The 16,965-nt window shown below is 72.7% G+C and carries 14 protein-coding genes; 7 read left to right on the top strand and 7 right to left on the bottom strand.

What is annotated here, in order from left to right; genetic code table 11:
• From ACTIDRAF_RS0210315 to ssd, 6 genes are all read right to left on the bottom strand, one after another.
• Window positions 1–367, bottom strand: a 367-nt coding sequence (locus ACTIDRAF_RS0210315; protein WP_016698660.1) for a TadE family type IV pilus minor pilin, incomplete at its 3' end; no start/stop codon positions are given.
• A gap of 50 nt (window positions 368–417) precedes the next feature.
• The gene (locus ACTIDRAF_RS35475) at window positions 418–699 is read right to left on the bottom strand and encodes a DUF4244 domain-containing protein (protein ID WP_083886219.1); all 282 of its coding nucleotides are present in this window, start codon (window positions 697–699) and stop codon (window positions 418–420) included.
• Window positions 700–846: 147 nt separating this feature from the next.
• Complete coding sequence (locus tag ACTIDRAF_RS0210305) at window positions 847–1,578, bottom strand: type II secretion system F family protein (RefSeq protein WP_016698658.1); 732 nt, start codon at window positions 1,576–1,578, stop codon at window positions 847–849.
• Window positions 1,575–2,381 (bottom strand): type II secretion system F family protein, encoded by an 807-nt coding sequence (locus ACTIDRAF_RS28135; RefSeq protein ID WP_157162959.1) that lies wholly within the window; start codon window positions 2,379–2,381, stop codon window positions 1,575–1,577. Before ACTIDRAF_RS28135 ends, ACTIDRAF_RS0210305 begins: the two co-directional genes overlap by 4 nt.
• Window positions 2,369–3,577: a TadA family conjugal transfer-associated ATPase gene (locus ACTIDRAF_RS0210295; RefSeq protein WP_016698656.1), complete on the bottom strand. Its 1,209-nt coding sequence runs from the start codon at window positions 3,575–3,577 to the stop codon at window positions 2,369–2,371. The genes ACTIDRAF_RS28135 and ACTIDRAF_RS0210295 overlap by 13 nt, the downstream gene beginning before the upstream one ends.
• On the bottom strand, window positions 3,574–4,674 hold the full coding sequence (ssd, locus tag ACTIDRAF_RS28130; protein WP_016698655.1) for a septum site-determining protein Ssd: 1,101 nt from the start codon (window positions 4,672–4,674) through the stop codon (window positions 3,574–3,576). Before ssd ends, ACTIDRAF_RS0210295 begins: the two co-directional genes overlap by 4 nt.
• An 829-nt stretch (window positions 4,675–5,503) precedes the next feature.
• Here ssd and ACTIDRAF_RS0210285 point away from each other — a divergent pair.
• The 6 genes from ACTIDRAF_RS0210285 (at window position 5,504) to murQ (ending at window position 13,735) form a co-directional block, all read left to right on the top strand.
• On the top strand, window positions 5,504–6,334 hold the full coding sequence (locus ACTIDRAF_RS0210285) for an HAD-IB family hydrolase (protein ID WP_039786686.1): 831 nt from the start codon (window positions 5,504–5,506) through the stop codon (window positions 6,332–6,334).
• A gap of 733 nt (window positions 6,335–7,067) precedes the next feature.
• Complete coding sequence (locus ACTIDRAF_RS0210280; RefSeq protein ID WP_016698653.1) at window positions 7,068–8,888, top strand: glycoside hydrolase family 3 protein; 1,821 nt, start codon at window positions 7,068–7,070, stop codon at window positions 8,886–8,888.
• Window positions 8,889–8,894: 6 nt separating this feature from the next.
• Window positions 8,895–10,241: an exo-beta-N-acetylmuramidase NamZ family protein gene (locus tag ACTIDRAF_RS0210275; RefSeq protein ID WP_016698652.1), complete on the top strand. Its 1,347-nt coding sequence runs from the start codon at window positions 8,895–8,897 to the stop codon at window positions 10,239–10,241.
• Between the two features lie 2 nt (window positions 10,242–10,243).
• The gene (locus ACTIDRAF_RS0210270; RefSeq protein ID WP_085944836.1) at window positions 10,244–11,518 is read left to right on the top strand and encodes a serine hydrolase; all 1,275 of its coding nucleotides are present in this window, start codon (window positions 10,244–10,246) and stop codon (window positions 11,516–11,518) included.
• 352 nt (window positions 11,519–11,870) lie between these two features.
• The gene (locus ACTIDRAF_RS0210265) at window positions 11,871–12,803 is read left to right on the top strand and encodes a MurR/RpiR family transcriptional regulator (protein WP_245533492.1); all 933 of its coding nucleotides are present in this window, start codon (window positions 11,871–11,873) and stop codon (window positions 12,801–12,803) included.
• Between the two features lie 5 nt (window positions 12,804–12,808).
• Window positions 12,809–13,735: an N-acetylmuramic acid 6-phosphate etherase gene (murQ, locus tag ACTIDRAF_RS0210260; protein WP_026065960.1), complete on the top strand. Its 927-nt coding sequence runs from the start codon at window positions 12,809–12,811 to the stop codon at window positions 13,733–13,735.
• Window positions 13,736–13,803: 68 nt separating this feature from the next.
• On the opposite strand, the gene acs is transcribed toward murQ, so the two are convergent.
• Entirely contained in the window at window positions 13,804–15,804 is a 2,001-nt protein-coding gene (gene acs / locus ACTIDRAF_RS0210255; protein WP_016698648.1) for an acetate--CoA ligase, read from the bottom strand.
• Between the two features lie 236 nt (window positions 15,805–16,040).
• On the opposite strand from acs, the gene ACTIDRAF_RS0210250 reads away from it, so the two are divergent.
• Window positions 16,041–16,781 (top strand): Fic family protein, encoded by a 741-nt coding sequence (locus ACTIDRAF_RS0210250; protein WP_016698647.1) that lies wholly within the window; start codon window positions 16,041–16,043, stop codon window positions 16,779–16,781.
• Window positions 16,782–16,965: the final 184 nt, after the last annotated feature.

Genomic DNA, 16,965 nt, shown 5'->3' with positions numbered 1-16,965 from the left:
CGCCGGCCGGGGCGGTCGCCCCGGCCGGCGGGACGCCCGGTTCCGCCACCGCGTAGGCACGGGCGGTGACCGCTCCCGCTGGAACCAGACCGCCGAGCGGAGCCGCCTCGACCAGGGCTTCGACCTCGTCACCCCGGAATCGCAGTGTCAGGCTCGCTCCGGCCGGCGCCAACCTGCGCACCGCGACCTCCGCCCGGCTCGCCTCGCCCCGCGCGGCGAGCCGGGCGGCGATCCCGGCGGCGTCCTGGCAACGCAGCTGGGCGAGCACCACCGTGAGAGCGCCGACCGCGAGCACGAGCACCACGGCCAGTGAGCTGATGGCCAGCGCGGCCTCGATCGTCACCGCTCCCCGCTCCGCGTTGACCACGGGCTCCCCGCGCGGAGCGCGGGCGGCGGATCGTGGGTGGGCGGCCGGCATCAGAAGCCCACAGAGAGGGCACGGTCGACCAGCGAAGCGAGCGCCGAGGCGACCGAGTCACCGGTGACGAGCGTGTACAGCACCGCCGCGAGCGCGGCCGCCGCCACGGTGCCGATCGCGTACTCGGCGGTGCTCATCCCCTCCTCACCGGTCGTGTCGGTTGGGGGGAGTGAGCGGGCCGAACCCCCAGAAGGGGGTAGCGACCGGTGGCGGCCGGGTGCCGCTCGCCTCAGGGACCGGGCGGTCCACCGAGCCGCGTGCCACGAGGGCCATGAGGGCATCCGTCGTGACCTGTGAAGACAACGGTGGAGACGGATCAGCGGCGAGAAGCGCCGGAGCGACGAGCGGAGCATCGGTTTCTCCTCGGGGAAGGGCGGGCAGGGGCGTTCACGGGGGCGGGCGGTGTGGACGGTGGAGGGACGATCGGCTCACCAGGTGGAGAGGACGTCGGTGGCCAGTCCGACGAGCACGGGAGCGACTCCCAGCAGGAGGAAGGCGGGGAGGAAGCACAGTGCGAGTGGAGCGGCCACCAGGACACCTGCCCGCTGGGCGTCGGCCTCGGCGGCATCGAGGGCGGCCGCCCGCGACTCCCGAGCCAACCGGTCCGCGGTCTCCGCCAGTGCCGCGCCACCGCTGGCGCTGCGTCGGACGGCCGTGGCGAGCTCCCGCAGTTCCGGTTGGGCGCGCGCGGGGGCCCATGCGGCGGCGGCATCCTCACCCCGTGCGAGGAGGTCGGCGGCCAAGCGCAGGGGGCGGGCCACGGCGCGGCAGTCGGAGTGGCGTTCGAGCTCGTCGGATGCCACCCGGACAGCGGCCGGGGGTGACATCCCCGCTCGCAGGCATGCGGCGAGCAGGTCCCAGGTGGCGGCGAGGGTCGCGGGGTCTGGTGGCCGGCTCCCCCGCCGTCTCGCGCACCAGCCGTCGAGGAGGACGGTGAGCACGGCGGCGACCGCTCCGACCACCAGGGCGGTTGGCCCCTCGGTGAGGAGGAACCCGAGCACTGCCGCCGCCCCCGCTCGCGGGACCCGCCGGTCGGTGAGGATCGTCGACCAGCCCTCGCGGACCGGGCTGGTGGACCGGACCCGACGCCGCGCCGACCGCCACCCGAGTGGAGCGGCCACGAACGCCGCCGTCAGCACCAGGATGTTCGCGGCCGTCATCGGACCGTCCTCGTCGTCAGGTGGTGAACCCACCAGGATCCGGTCGTGACGAGCACCGCTCCGACGACGAGCAGGAGCCCGCCCGTGTTCGTGCTCAGCAGGATGGCGACCGGGCCCGCCCCGACCGCCTCGCCCAGAGCGAGCGCCAGGAGGGGGAGGGCGGACAGCAGGGTTCCCGTGGCCCGGGGGCCGGCCATCCTCGCCCGCACGTTCTCGGCGAACCGGAGCCGGTGGGCCACGTCACCTCGGACGGCGTCCAGGACGAGCGCCAGCGGCAGCCCGTGGGTGCTCGCCAGCGACCAGGCGCGGCCGAGCCGGGTGGGAACATCGGAGGAAAGACCGGTGGGCTCCTGCCGCACGAGTTGGCATTGGACGTCGCCTCCCAAGTGGACCGTGGCCGCCACCCGGTCCAACAACTCCGACACCTCCGGCTCGCTGTCGACGGAGGCACGGCGCACCGCAGCTTCCGGGTGGGCGCCGGATCTCAGGTCGGCTGCCAGCCGGCCGAGACTGGCGCACCAGTCCCTGGTCACGTCCAGCGTGCGCGTGATGCGACGGGTGTCCCCACGGCGGGCCCACCACCCCAGAAGGACCACGGCACAGGAGACCCCCAACGCCCAACCGCCCGCCAGGCTCACGGCTGCGAAACCGAGGAGGCCGACGGCTGCGGTCACGCAGCGCACCGCCGGGGCTGCCAGGGTGCGCGGGAGCCGCGCGCCGGCAGGCACCAGACGTCGAGCCCCGCTCCGCCGGGGCAGCGGCAGCACGGCCGTGGCGAGGACCAGCGCGATCAGGCCGAGCACGACGCCCACCCCCCGCGGTGACGCAGCAGTCCCGCCAGGTGCTCCCACGCCGGACCCCGCCCGGCTTCCCGCCGCCACGCTGGGGTGACCACGACACGGTCGGTTTCCTTCGACAGCAGGCTGATCGAGTCGAGGACCCGGCTCCCTCCGGGCAGGCGAACCATGTGCAGCACGAGCCGGACCGCCGCTCCCAGTTGGCTGTGGAGAGCGGTCCGCCCCAGTCCGCCCAGTGCGGCCAGTGCCTCCACCCGGGCGGGCACCTCGGCGGGCGAGTTGGCGTGCAGAGTGCCCGCTCCGCCCTCGTGACCGGTGTTCAGGGCGGCCAACAACTCGCACACCTCCTCGCCCCGCACCTCGCCGACGACCAAGCGGTCAGGGCGCATCCGCAGCGCCTGGCGCACGAGATCGCGGGTGCTGATGCGGCCAGCTCCCTCGACGTTGGGGGGACGGACGACGAGCCGGACGAAGTGCGGGTGGTCCGGGCGCAGTTCGTGCGCGTCCTCGACGCAGACGACCCGTTCCCCGGGCGGAACGGCACCGAGCATCGCCGCGAGCAGGGTGGTCTTCCCCGATCCGGTCCCACCCACCACGAGGAAGGCGAGGCGGGCGAGCACCACCTGGCGCAGCAGGACGGCGATGTCCTCGTCGAAGGTGCCGCTGTCCCGGAGGCCGGCCAGGCTGTGCGCGGCCGGCCGGAGAACCCGGAGCGACAGGCTGGTGGACCGCACCACGGGTGGCAGCACCGCGTGCAGGCGAACCTCCCCGTGGGACATCGTCTCGGGGAGCCAGGCGTCGACGAAGGGGGACGCCTCGTCGAGCCGCCTCCCGACCGCCGCCGCGAGTCGTTGGGCGAGCCGGCGGACCGCGTCCTCCGAATCGAAGGACGCGTCCGCGCGGATCAGGCCACCGCCACGGTCGACCCACACCTCGTCGGGGGCGGTGACCAGCACATCGGTGATGGCGCTGTCCCGAACGAGTTCGGCGAGCGGCCCCAGGCCGGCGAACTCCTGGTGCAGGACGCGCAGGGCGTGCAGGACGTCGGCATGGCTCACCACACCGGCTTCGGCGCGGACCGCGCGAGCGATGGCGGTGGGAGTCGTGGGTGAGGCGGATTCGGCCAGTCTGCGGCGGGTGCGGGCGACCAGCGCACCGGAGTGCACCCGCTGGTCCCTGGCCGTACTCGTCGGGGTGTTCACGCCGCACTCCCCTGCGCCACCGCCGGGCTCGCCATGGCGAGCACCCGCTCCGCCGCCGCCGAGAGAGGGCCTCGCGGGCGGCCTCGGAAGGAGCCCCGGTCCAGACGTCCCGCCAACCCTGGCTCCGGTCTCATCGTCGTCAGCACCGGGCACCCGACAGCGGTCGAGACGTCCCGCGCGGTGAGTCCTCCCGGTGCCGGGCCTCGGACGACCAGCCCGGGTTCGGTTCCGTGGTGGGCCAGCCGGCGGACGAGCGCGCCGGCCGAGGCGCAGGCCCGCACCTCGGCGGGAACGACGAGCACGCACAGCGTGAGCCGCCACAGGCACGCGGTGACGGCGGGGGACAGCTCCCGAGGCAGGTCGAGGACAACCGGCTCACCAGACCGGTGCCCGGCGTCGAGAACGGCGAGCAGTGCTTCCGGGCTGGGCGCCTCGGTCGAGGGCTCCCCGCCGGTCGGACGCCCGCAGGACAACACCGTGAGGCGTCCCGCTCCCTCCTCCACGCTGGGGAGCGCCGAGCGCAACGTGCTGGCGGTGAGCCGCCCCGTGGCGGTCGAGCAGCCGGACCACCGCAGGCCCGACACCTTCTCCATGCCCAGCGTCAGGTCGAGGCCCCCGCCGAGGGGATCGCAGTCGACCACCAGTGGATGGCCGCCCCGCCTGGCCGAGGCCAGCGCCAGGGAGGCGGCGAAGGTGGACGCTCCCGCCCCGCCTCGGCCACCGAGAACCCCGACGACGGGTGCCGCTCGGGTGGCGGGGGGCTCGGTGGTCTCGGCGAGCGTGGTAACCAGGAACTCGTCGTCCCCGGGGAGGGTCACGACCCTGTCCACGCCCAGCTGCACCGCAGCGTGCCAGCTCCCTTCCGGAAGGGGTCCGGCCGAGACCGCGAGGACTCCTCGCCTGCGCCCCAGGCTGGCCTCGGGAAGCCGGGGCAGGGTATTCGCGCCGACCAGCACCAGCGGGGCGGCCGCCCATCGCCGTCGGGCCTCGGCGACGTCCCACACCCGCTCGACCTCGCACCCGGCCGCGGCCGCGACCCGCAGCACCTCGTCAGCGAGCTCGTCGTCCTCGACGAGCACCAACGTTCGCGCCTCCACCGCGCACCTCCTGTCAGGACGGCTGTCGGGATGACGCCCCGACCTCGCGCCTCCACAGTGGCCGGCCCACCGATCTCCGACGAGCTCCTCGGACTGGGCCTGTGGACAACCGGCGGCTGTGGACAACCCGCCCCGCGAGACACGCTCCGCGAGACGCGCCGGCTCACCCGAGGTGGCTCACCACCGGCCGTGCCGAGGTGCCGCGGGGACGTCGTCCTGCGCGGCGGCTGCTTCCGGCCCGGCCGGGGCGGGGCGACCGCGCGCCGGCGGGGTCGAACGGGCTCCAGGCGCGGGCGGCGGGCGCGGTGCTGTCCTCCGGCCGGCGGGTTGTTCCTCGACGGGGACGCGCACGAGGGCCCACGTCGGCGGGCCGTGGTGGGTTCCTCCGGGGGGTGGGACTGCCGCTCCGGGGCGGCGGTGACGGGGTGGGCGCCCCCGCGATGCCCACCACCCGGCGGTCCTCCGGAGCGGGAACCTCGGCGGGGCTCCTGGGGATGTTGGCGGTGGTGAGCAGCACGGATCGTCGCGGAGGAGCATCGCCGTCGAGAGGCGGGGGCAGGAGACGCTCCGACCGGCCGGGTGGCGAGCGGCGCCAGGAGAGTGCCCCACGGGGGACTGGGGGTGCCAGGTGGCCTGCGCCGGCCCCGGGGATGGGACGACCCCCGCCAGGGGGGAGGGACGGGGGTCGTCAGGGTTCAGCCCCGGGGGGTCGAGCTGAACCCGTCCGGCACCGCCGGACGTCTCTACTGTATCCCGCTCGCGAGCCCCGGTGCGCCGAGTCCGCACGAGCGCTCAACCACTATGACCTACCGGCACCTATGCTGTCGACGTGACGGCCACGAAGAGCGCCGAGCAGACGACGCGACCCCCTCGGGTGGCCGCGTTCTTCGACCTCGACAAGACAGTCATCGCGAAGTCGAGCACCCTCGCGTTCAGCAGGCCCTTCTTCCAGGAAGGGCTCATCAACCGCCGCGCGGTTCTCAAGAGCGCGTACGCGCAGTTCGTCTTCATGCTCGCCGGGGCCGACGCCGACCAGACCGACCGGATGCGCGCGCACATCACCTCGTTGTGCGCCGGCTGGGACGTGGAACAGGTGCGGTCCATCGTGGAGGAGACCCTCCACGACATCGTCGATCCCCTGGTCTACAAGGAGGCCACCCAGCTCATCGCCGACCACCGCGAGCGGGGGCACGACGTGGTCGTGGTCTCGGCGTCCGGGGAGGAGGTGGTGGCTCCGATCGCCCGGATGGTCGGCGCCAGCCACAGCATCGGAACGCGGATGGTGGTCACCGAGGGCCGGTACACGGGGGAGATCGACTTCTACTGCTACGGGGAGAACAAGGCCGTCGCCGTGGCCGAGCTCGCGGAGGCGCGCGGGTACGACCTCAGCCTGAGCCACGCCTACTCGGACTCGGTGACCGACCTCCCCCTGCTGGACGCGGTCGGGCACCCCACCGTCGTCAACCCCGACCGCGCGTTGCGCAAGGAGGCCGCGCAGCGCGGGTGGCCGTCGTTGACCTTCGACCACCCGGTGTCGCTGCGCAACAAGATCCCCACCCCCTCCGGAACGACCGTGGCCGCCGCGGCGGTGGGCCTCGGGGCGGTCGCGGCGGCGGGGGTCGCCTGGTTCGGAGTTCGGCGACGTCGGAGCCGCGGCTGAGCCGCCGCGCGGCCGGCTGGTCCACCCGAACGGGCACCTTGCCGGGTGCCGTGGCCCGAGCTACAAAGGAGATGAGGAGCCCGGACGGCCAGGGATGCCGCGGAGGAGAAGCGCCATCCACCCCGGAAGGGCACCTGGCTCGAACGGCGGGCACCCACGCTCAGCACGCCGCGGGAGGCTTTCGTCGGCAAGGGACTGCGTACGGGACGCCGGACGCCGAGTCCTGAAAGTTCGACACAGTTGCACGCCTGGGTCCACGCTCAGTTCCTGTCAGATGGCGCGCTCCGCTCCACCGGAGGGGAGCGCGCCATCGTTCGTTGGTCGCCCACCTCCGGTCAGGCCGCCGCCCCGGCCCGCCCCGGTCGTCCGTGAAACGAGCGGTCGAACCCCTTCCTCTCACCACCCGCCCGGACACGCACCACTCGTGGGGCGGGTTCCGGGCACCGGCCCCTGGTGGGGGCTCGTGCGCCGGCGTGAACGCGGCCGGGACTCCGAGGAGCGCCCGCACGCGCCCTCCTCGCCGCACCGAGCAATAACCTCCAGCAAGATCAACCGATCGGGCCGGAGTCACCGGAGCGCCCCGCCCGCGCAACACGCAGCGTGGTGCGACGTTGACCCTCCATCACCAGGTGGGTAGCTTCCAGAGCGGGACTCCAGTCGGTCAGCCGCTGACGGGGACGACTGGCCCGGCACCGCCGTGAGCTCCGGCCCACCGCTGCTTCCAGGAGGTTTGATGGGCACGACACGCAGGTCCCGGCAGCTCCTCGCGCTGGGGGTGGGAGCGGCCCTGCTGGCGGGATGCGCCGGAGGCGGCACGCCTGACGGGTCCGAGTCGGAGGCGCCCGGCGGCGATGGGACCGCCGACGCGATGACGGAGTGGATCGACGAGACCATCGCCGGGATGAGCCTGGAGGAAAAGGTCGGCCAGCTCTTCGTCACCTACGTCTACGGCACCAGCGCCGACACGGCCCACGACAGCAACCTGGAGGAGTTCGGCCTGGCCACTCCCGAGGAGATCATCCAGCGGTACCACCTGGGCGGCATCATCCACTTCTCCTGGACCGACTCCCTGGAGAACCCGCGGCAGGTGGCAGAACTGTCCAACGGTGTCCAGGACGCGGCGCTCTCCTCCGGCGCTGGTGTTCCGCTCACCATCTCGATCGACCAGGAGCAGGGCGCCGTCCTCCGGTTCGGGGCCCCGGCGACGGAGTTCCCCGGCAGCATGGCGTTGGGAGCGGGCCGGAGCGTGGAGGACGCGCGGACGGCCGCCGCCATCACGGGCCAGGAGTTGCGCGCGGTCGGGATCACCCAGAACTTCGCTCCGGTCGCGGACGTGAACGTCAACCCGGCCAACCCGGTGATCGGGGTGCGGTCCTTCTCCTCCGACCCGGAGCTGGCCGCCGACTTCGTCACCGCCCAGGTCGAGGGGTACCAGGACTCCGACGTCCCCGAACGCACCGTGTCCAGTTCCATCAAGCACTTCCCCGGACACGGCGACACCAACGTGGACAGCCACCACGACCTCCCCGTCATCGAGCACACCCGGGAGGAGTGGGAGGAGTTGGACGCTCCCCCGTTCCGGGCCGCGATCGCGGCGGGCGCGGATTCCGTGATGAGCGGCCACCTCATGGTGCCCGGCCTCGACGACTCGGGGATGCCCGCGACGCTCTCCCCCGCGATCCTCACCGGCATGCTGAGGGATGAACTGGGCTTCGACGGCCTGATCTACACGGACTCGCTCCAGATGGAGGGGGTCCGCTCGCAGTACCCGGACGACCGGATCCCGGTGCTCGCGTTGCTCGCGGGGGCCGACCAGCTGCTCATGCCGCAGCACCTGGACGTGGCCATCACCGGAGTGCTGGAGGCCGTCCGGTCCGGCGAACTCACCGAGGAACGGATCGAGGAGAGCGTGCGGCGGGTGCTGCGCGCCAAGTGGGAACGCGGCATCGTCGCCGAGCCCCACGTGGACCCGGACCACGCCGCGGCCTTCGTGGGTTCCGAGGAACACCTCTCCTCGGCGCGGGAGATCACCGACCGCACGGTGACGGTGCTCAGGAACGACGCCGACCTGTTGCCGCTCGACACCGCCCCGGAGAGGGTTCTGGTGGCCGGGTGGGACCAGGCGACCACCGGCGCGTTGGCGGAACGCCTCACCGAGCGCGGCGCCGCCACGACGACGCTGCCGAACGACTTCGAGCCGAGCCAGGCTCAGATCCGGCGGGCGACGACCGCCGCGGGGGAGCACGACCTCACCGTGGTGCTCACCAACGGGGCGTGGCAGGACGGGCGGTCGGGACAGCGGGACCTGGTACGGGCGCTGGCGGCCACGGGTCGGCCGGTGGTGGCGGTCGCGGTGCGGGACCCCTACGACGCCGCGTACGTGGAGGAGGCCGAGACCTGGGTGGCGACGCACTCCTTCAACCGGGTGACGATGGAGTCGCTGGCCCGGGTGCTGCTGGGGGAGACGAGTCCTCAGGGTTCGCTTCCCGTCCCGGTCCCCCGTCCCGATGGTTCCGGCGACCGGTATCCCTTCGGCCACGGCCTGAGCTGGTGACCGGCGGTGGCGGGGCGAACAGCGGAGGAGGGAACGGCCGGTCGGGTCTCGCTCGGGCTGAGCAGGCGCGGCTTCCTGGCGGCCACGGCGGTGGCACCGGTCCTGGCGGCGGGTGCGGGGACGGCACTGGGCTCGGTGACGGGTGAGGACGCCTCCGGCGCCGGCGAGCTGGCTCGTCCGGACGGAACGGTGCTCACCGGTGCCGACCAGCTGGCCGCGCGGGGTTGGGCGTCGCTGGCTGGACGTCGGCTGGGTGTCCTGAGCAACCCCACGGCGGTGCTCGCCGACCTGGAGCACGTCGTGGACTCGATGCACGCGGCCGAGGGAGTGGACGTGGTCGCCGCGTTCGGGCCCGAGCACGGGTTCCGGGGCACCTCGCAGGCGGGCGGTTCGGAGGGCGATTACGTCGATCCGAGGACCGGCATCCCCGTGTACGACGCCTACGGGGTCGACGCCGATGCGCTGGCGGCGATGTACCGGAAGGCCGGGGTGGACACCGTGGTCTTCGACATCGCTGACGTCGGTGCCCGCTTCTACACCTACATCTGGTCGATGTACACCGCGATGCACGCGGCCGCGCTGGCCGGCGTGGCGTTCGTGGTCCTCGACCGCCCCAACCCGATCGGTGGGCGCGCGGACGGCCCCCAGCTCGATCCGGCGTTCGCCTCGGGCGTTGGCCGCAAGCCCGTGGTGCTTCGGCACGGCATGACGGCGGGCGAACTGGCCGCTCTGTTCGACGTCGAGTTCCTCCCGGAGGACGCCGGCTCCCGGGTCCCCTCCCTGGAGGTGGTGCGGATGAGGGGCTGGCATCGACAGCAGGTGTTCGCCGACACCGGGCTCCCGTGGATCCCGCCGAGTCCGAACATGCCCACTCCCGACACCGCGACGCTGTACCCGGGGACCTGCCTGTTCGAGGGAACGGTGTTCTCGGAGGGGCGGGGCACGACCCGTCCCTTCGAGACGGTGGGGGCGCCGGGCCTGGACTGGCGGTGGGCGGGGTGGCTCAACGACCGGGCGCTACCGGGCGTCCGGTTCCGGGAGACCTACTTCGTGCCCACCTTCGGCAAGCACGAGGGCGTCCAGTGCGGCGGCGTGACCGCGCACGTGACGGACCCGGCGGCGGTTGACCCGATCGAGGTCGGGGTGAGCATGCTGGTGTCGGCGCGGCAGCTCTACCCGGACCAGTGGGGCTGGCGCCCGGACCACTTCGTCGACAAGCTCGCCGGGTCGGCCACGCTGCGCACGATGGTGGACGCGGGAGCGCCGGTCGAGGAGATCACCGGGTCCTGGGCCGCCGAGCTGGCGGCGTTCGAGGAACGCCGGGCTCCCTACCTCACGTACCCGGTGCGGTGACCATGCGTGGCGCCATCTCCACCCTGTGCGTGACGGCGGTGTTCCTGGCGAGTGGTCTGGGCTGGGGGGCCGGGAAGACGGCCGCGCCCGCCTCCTGGCCGTCGGAGTCGTGCCCGACGCTGCGTGAGGGGTCACCGGAGGAGCTGGGCCTGGACTCCGCGCCGCTCGTCGCGGCTGCGGACCGCCTGCGGCGGTGGGCGGAACCCGCCACGGGCCGGCCGCTCTTCGCCGGCTCGGCCGTGTTGTACGCGCACCAGAACGTGGTGCTGCGGCGTGACTCGGCGGGCTACGCGCTCCGGTACGCCGACGGCGAGGGCGGTGAGCTCCCCGCCGAGGAACGGCTCGCGGCCAGGGCGGACACGGTGTTCGACATCGCCTCGCTGTCGAAGCTCTTCACGTCGGTGCTGGTCATGCGGCAGGTGGAGGAGGGCACCCTGCTGCTGGACGCCCCGGTGTCGCGGTACGTCCCCGAGTTCGGGGCCAACGGCAAGGAGCAGGTGACCCTGCGCCAGCTGTTGACGCACACCTCCGGCCTCGAGCCCTTCCTGCCGCTGTGGCGGGACTGGCCGGACCGGGAGTCCCGGCTCCACGCCGTCCTGTCGGTGCGCCCGCAGGCGGCACCGGGCAGCGCCTACGTCTACTCCGACCTGAACATGATCGCATTGATGGTCGTGCTGGAGCGGGTGACGGGCCTGCCGCTGGACGACCTGTTGCGGCGGGACGTCACCGTGCCGCTCGGGCTGGGTGGCACCGGGTTCCGGACCGCGAACGACCCGGTGGGCGATGTCGCGGCCACCGAGTACCAGGTCGTGCCGGCCCGGGGGATGGTGCACGGCGAGGTGCACGACGAGAACGCCTGGTCGCTCGGCGGCGTCTCCGGCCACGCGGGGTTGTTCTCCACGGTCGACGACCTGGCGGTGTTCGGCCAGACCATGCTCAACGGCGGCTGCTACGGGGAGGCCAGGATCCTGCGGTCCAGCACGGTTCGCCAGATGCTCACGAACCAGAACGAGGCCTTCCCCGGGCATCCCCGGGGCCTGGGCTTCGAGTTGGACCAACCCTTCTACATGGGAGGGCTGAGCGGACCTCTCACCGCCGGGCACACCGGTTACACGGGCACCTCGTTGGTTCTCGACCCGCTCTCGAACTCGGTCGTCGTGTTGCTCACCAACCGGGTGCACCCGTCCCGGGACTGGGGCTCGATCAACCCGGCGCGGGCGGCGGTGACGGACGCGTTGGCAACCGTGGTCGGCCGCACAGACGGGAACTCTCCGTAGCCCAGGTCCCCACCGCCGAACCTCGGCCCGTGATCACGCTGCGTGGTCACGGGCCGACGGCGTCTGACCGCTCCTGACACGGCCCGTCCCGGCACGGCCCTTTTCCCACCACCATCCTTTGCGGTGAGCGCACAACCACTAACGAGTGACTTTGACACGTTTCGTAAACAAGCGGGCAACGGTGATAACGCGGATGGTCCGTTCGGCGATAGGCCGTTCCAGAACGGCGTTTCTCGGATTTTCACGACGTTCTCCGTGGTGGAACAGCCTTCGAGTCGATCGAGATAACCGAGTGATGACGAGATGGATACGAGGATTGACCAATCAAAATGATTGTTAGTAAGTTTCCGACGTGACGAAGCGTATCGGGCAGAGCGCGGCGCAGACCGAGGGCAGCCCTCTTGTTCGGATCCGCTCACTGCTACCCGGCCTGGCCCGAGCGGAGCAGCGAGTAGCCAATGTCGTGCTGGAGGACCCGGCGGCGGTCACCCACCGCAGCATCACCGAGGTGGCGGAGGCGGCCGGGACGAGCGAGACGACGGTCACCCGGTTCTGCAAGGCGATCGGTATTCGCGGCTACCCCGAACTCCGACTCGCCCTCGCCGCGGACACCGCGCGGAGCGCGGTCCGCGACGAGCAGAAGCTCGGTGGCGAGATCGGCCCGGGCGACGACCTGCACGACGTGATCGGCAAGGTCGCCTACGCCGACGCCAGGGCGGTCGAGGAGACCGCCGAACAGCTCGACCCGGCCGCCCTCCGCCAGGTCGTGGACCGCGTCTCCGCCGCCCGCCGCGTGGACGTGTACGGCGTGGGGGCCAGCGCGTTCGTCGCCATGGACCTCCAGCAGAAACTGCACCGGATCGGGCGAGTCTCCTTCGCCTGGAACGACAAGCACATCGCGCTGACCTCGGCTGCGGTGCTCTCCGAGGAGGACGTCGCGGTCGGCATCTCGCACACCGGCTCGACGGCCGACGTCGTCGAGGCGCTGCGGGTGGCCAGGGCGAGGGGGGCCACCACGGTGGCGATCACGAACTTCCCCCGCGCGCCCATCACCGAGGTGGCGGACCATGTGCTCACCACCGCCGCCCGGGAGACCACCTTCCGGAGCGGCGCGATGGCGAGCCGAATCGCACAGCTCACGTTGATCGACTGCCTGTTCATCGGGGTCGCCCAGCAGCACTACGAAACGGCTCAGGAGGCGCTGGAGGTCACCTACGCCGCGGTCGTGGGACAGCGGCTGGGAAGTCGCCCTGATGGCAGGCGCAAGGCGAGGGACGGCATCTGATGAACATGCGGACGGGCCAGACTGTGGTACGCGTCAACTCCCCCACCGAGACGCGCAACCCGAGGACGACGGACATCGACCTGCTCCCCAGCTCCGACATCCTCCGGATGATCAACGCCGAGGACCGGGTGGTGCCCGACGCCGTCCGCGAGGTGCTCCCGCAACTCGCGGTCGCGGTGGACCTGGCCGTCCACGCGCTGCGCTCGGGCGGCAGGGTGCACTACGTGGGCGCGGGTACCTCCGGCCGGCTGGCGGTTCTCGACGCGGCCGAGCTGATGCCCACCTACAACGTCCCCCCGGACCTGTTCGTGGTCCACCAGGCCGGCGGCGAGGCCGCCTTCGCCCACGCCCTGGAGGGCGCGGAGGACGACGCCGAGGCCGGTGCCTCGGCGATCGAACGGGCGGCGGGCGCCCGCGACTTCGTGCTCGGGCTCACCGCCTCCGGGCGGACCCCCTACGTGATCGGCGCCCTGAGCGCGGCCCGGCGGTTGGGAGCCACCACCGCGCTGGTGAGCGCGAACCCGTCGAACCTGGAGACCTGCCGGGAGCAGGCCGACGTGGCGCTGGCCGTCGACACCGGCCCCGAGGTCATCGCCGGCTCGACCAGGATGAAGGCGGGAAGCGCGCAGAAACTCGTGCTCAACGCCTTCTCCACGGCGGTGATGGTCCGGCTCGGTCGGACCTACTCCAACCTGATGGTCAGCATGCAGGCGAGCAACGCGAAGCTGCGCGGGCGGACGGTGACGATCCTGCGCGAGGCCACGGGCGCCGACGACCTCACCTGCGAACGGGCCCTGTCCGAAGCCGAGGGCGAGGTCAAGACCGCGCTGGTCACCCTGCTCGCCGGCGTCGACACCCACCGCGCCCGCCAGGCGCTCGACGAGGCGGACGGGCACGTCCGCGCGGCGCTGTCCGAGCTCACGCACGCCTGAGGCGCCGCACCCCCGGACATGCCCGGCCGCCGGGGAGACGGCCGGGCACCGGAGGAGGCCGAAGCGGGTCAGTCGTCGGCCGGCCTGCTCAGGCCGGAGGAGATCAGCTCCATCACCGACGAGTCCTGCAGGGTGGTGACGTCACCGAGTTCGCGCTTCTCGGCGACGTCCCGCAGCAGCCGCCGCATGATCTTGCCCGACCTGGTCTTGGGCAGCTCGGGCACGACCATGATCTGCCGGGGTTTGGCGATGGGGCCGATGACCGTCGCGACGTGCTGACGCAGCTCGCCGACCAGTTCGTCGCCGCTCGCGTGCTCGGTGGCGTCTCCACGGAGGATCACGAACGCGACGATCCCCTGGCCGGTCGCGGGATCGCTGGCGCCCACCACCGCGGCCTCGGCCACGGCGGGGTGGGAGACCAGCGCCGACTCGACCTCGGTGGTGGAGATGCGGTGGCCGGAGACGTTCATGACGTCGTCCACCCTGCCGAGCAGCCACAACGCGCCGTCCTCGTCGTACTTCGCCCCGTCGCCGGCGAAGTAGTAGCCCCGGTCGGAGAACCGCGACCAGTAGGTGTCCCGGAACCGGTCGTCGTCACCCCAGATGCCCCGGAGCATCGCCGGCCACGGTTCGGTCAACACCAGGTACCCGCCCCCGCCGGGGCCCACCGGTTCACCGGTCTCGTCGACGATGTCCGCCGAGATGCCGGGCAACGTCCGCATGGCCGACCCGGGTTTCGTGGCCGTCACCCCGGGCAGCGGGGAGATCATGATGCCCCCCGTCTCGGTCTGCCACCAGGTGTCCACGATCGGGGTCGATCCACCACCGACGTGCTGGCGGTACCAGATCCACGCCTCCGGGTTGATGGGCTCACCGACACTGCCCAGCAGCCGCAGGGAGGACAGGTCGTAGCGGGCGGGGATGTCGCTCCCCCACTTCATGAACATCCGGATGGTCGTGGGAGCGGTGTACAGGATCGTCACCCCGTAGCGCTGCACGATCTCCCACCAACGGCCCTCGTGGGGCGTGTTGGGCGTGCCCTCGTACATGACGGAGGTGGCACCGTTGGCCAGCGGACCGTAGACGATGTACGAGTGCCCCGTGACCCAGCCGATGTCGGCGGCGCACCAGTAGACGTCGGACTCCGGCTTGAGGTCGAAGACGGCGTGGTGGGTGTAGGCGACCTGGGTCAGGTAGCCGCCCGAAGTGTGCAGGATGCCCTTCGGCTTCCCGGTGGTCCCCGAGGTGTAGAGGATGAAGAGCGGGTGTTCGGAGTCGAAGTCCTCCGGCGTGTGCTCGGGGGACTGCCGGTCGACCGTCTCGTGCCACCACAGGTCCCGGTCCGGCGTCCACTCCACGTCGGCGCCGGTCCGGTTCACCACGAGGACGTGGCGCACGCTGGGTGCGTCGCGCAGCGCCAGGTCGACGTTGGACTTCAGGGGCAGCGCCTTGCCGCGCCGGTACTGCCCGTCGCTGGTGATGACCAGCTTCGCCTCGGCGTCCTGGATGCGGGCCCGCAACGCCTCCGCCGAGAAGCCGCCGAACACCACGCTGTGGGTGAGCCCGAGGCGCGCGCAGGCCAGCAGGGCGACCACCGCCTCCGGGATCATCGGCAGGTACACCGCGACCCGATCACCCGACCGCAGGCCGAGTTCCGCCAGGGCGTTCGCCGCCCGCGACACCTCGGCGCGCAGGTCCGCGTAGGTGATGGTCCTGGTGTCACCGGGTTCGCCCTCCCAGTGGATGGCGACGCGGTCGCCGTGACCCGCCTCCACGTGCCGGTCCACGCAGTTCACCGCGACGTTCAGCCGTCCCCCGGCGAACCAGCGGGCGAAGGGCGCGTCCGACCAGTCCAACACCTCGTCCCACCGCGTTTCCCACCGCAGGCGCTCGGCCTGGTCCGCCCAGAACGCCAGGCGGTCCCGCTCGGCCACCTGGTAGAGGTCCGGTGTGGCGTTGGCCTGGGACGCGAACCGCTCGCTCGGTGGGAACTCCCTGCTCTCCCGGAGCAGGTTGTCCAGGGTGACGGCGTCGTGCTCGGCCTCGGGGTGACCGGTGTCGTTGGTCATCGCGAAGGACCTCCCCTGCGTGGTCTACATCATCCTGTGAGGGTGACCGTAGACGTCAGGCGGCCTTCTGGGTAGCAGCGCGAGGTCCGAGCCGGGGAGTCCACCCCCGGGCTTGCCGGTACCGGACAGCCCCGGCTTCCCAGCAGGCTGGCGTCCCCTGTCCCGGCCTCGGCCGGCCACGCTCCGGGTTCGCCGACCGGTGCCTCGGCCCCCGCCGCTTGGGTACTGTCCGCCTCATGACCGACCCCCTCGACCCGCTGCTCGGCCTCCCCCGCGTGGAGGAGGCCGTGCGGCGCGCTCGCGCCGACGTCGACGCGGTGCACCGCCACCCCGCGAACCGCCGTGGCTGGGCCACGACGGGCGCGGAGGCCTCCGTCCGGGCGGCCCGCGCCTCGGCGGGGATCGAAGGAGCCGCCGTCACCCTTCCCGAGTCGGGAGCGGTCAGTGACCCGGTGCTGGCCGGGGCCCTCCGCCTGGCCGAGGCGCTGGGCGGCCTCCTTCCCACCTGGTTGCGGGCTCCGGGTCAGGTGCTGGCGCGGATGCACGTACTCGCCGCCGCCGACCTCGTCGACGAGGACGACCGGTCCGACTTGGGGCGGCCTCGCGCCGGTGCCGAGGCGGCGGAGCGGCTGACGCTGCTCACCGACCTGGTGGCCGGCGGCACCCGGGCGCCGGCGCCGGTCCTGGTCGCGGTCGTGCACGGCGAGCTGTTGGCACTCCGGCCGTTCGGCACGGCGGACGGTCTGGTGGCCAGGGCGGCGGCGCGGCTGACCGCGATCGCGACCGGTCTGGACCCGAAGGGCCTTGTCGTGCCCGAGGTGGCGTTCCTCCGCCGCCGGGACGACTACCGTTCGGCGGCCGAGGGGTTCGCGAGCGGGGACCCGGAGGCGGTGGGCCGGTGGATCGAGTACTGCTGCGCCGCGTTGAGCACCGGGGCCACCGAGGCGAACGCGATCGCGGACGCCCTCGCGGGCTGACCGCGGTCAGCTGGCCGACCCCGGGCGGCGCCGGCGCAGGAGCGACCGCAGGTCACCCCACACCGTCTTGAGCGACACGAAGACCAACAGCGCGGCGAAGAGCCGGTCGGACAGCCGCTGGTCCATCACCACCGACCACTGGCTGGCGGCGACGGTGGCCAGCACTCCGGAGCAGCCCTACCCG

Origin of the sequence: Actinoalloteichus spitiensis RMV-1378 (assembly GCF_000239155.1) — a bacterium.
Taxonomy (GTDB): Bacteria; Actinomycetota; Actinomycetes; order Mycobacteriales; family Pseudonocardiaceae; genus Actinoalloteichus_B; species Actinoalloteichus_B spitiensis.
Note: the sequence above shows the minus strand (reverse complement) of the source record. Positions and strands in the feature narration are given on the sequence as shown.

Excerpts from the sequence above, each read along its gene's own strand:
- ACTIDRAF_RS35475 (WP_083886219.1), bottom strand. The coding sequence starts at position 699 with ATGCCCTCATGGCCCTCGTGGCACGCGGCTCGGTGGACCGCCCGGTCC.
- ACTIDRAF_RS0210305 (WP_016698658.1), bottom strand. The coding sequence starts at position 1,578 with ATGACGGCCGCGAACATCCTGGTGCTGACGGCGGCGTTCGTGGCCGCT.
- ACTIDRAF_RS0210280 (WP_016698653.1), top strand. The coding sequence starts at position 7,068 with ATGGGCACGACACGCAGGTCCCGGCAGCTCCTCGCGCTGGGGGTGGGA.
- ACTIDRAF_RS0210270 (WP_085944836.1), top strand. The coding sequence starts at position 10,244 with ATGCGTGGCGCCATCTCCACCCTGTGCGTGACGGCGGTGTTCCTGGCG.
- murQ (WP_026065960.1), top strand. The coding sequence starts at position 12,809 with ATGCGGACGGGCCAGACTGTGGTACGCGTCAACTCCCCCACCGAGACG.
- acs (WP_016698648.1), bottom strand. The coding sequence starts at position 15,804 with ATGACCAACGACACCGGTCACCCCGAGGCCGAGCACGACGCCGTCACC.
- ACTIDRAF_RS0210250 (WP_016698647.1), top strand. The coding sequence starts at position 16,041 with ATGACCGACCCCCTCGACCCGCTGCTCGGCCTCCCCCGCGTGGAGGAG.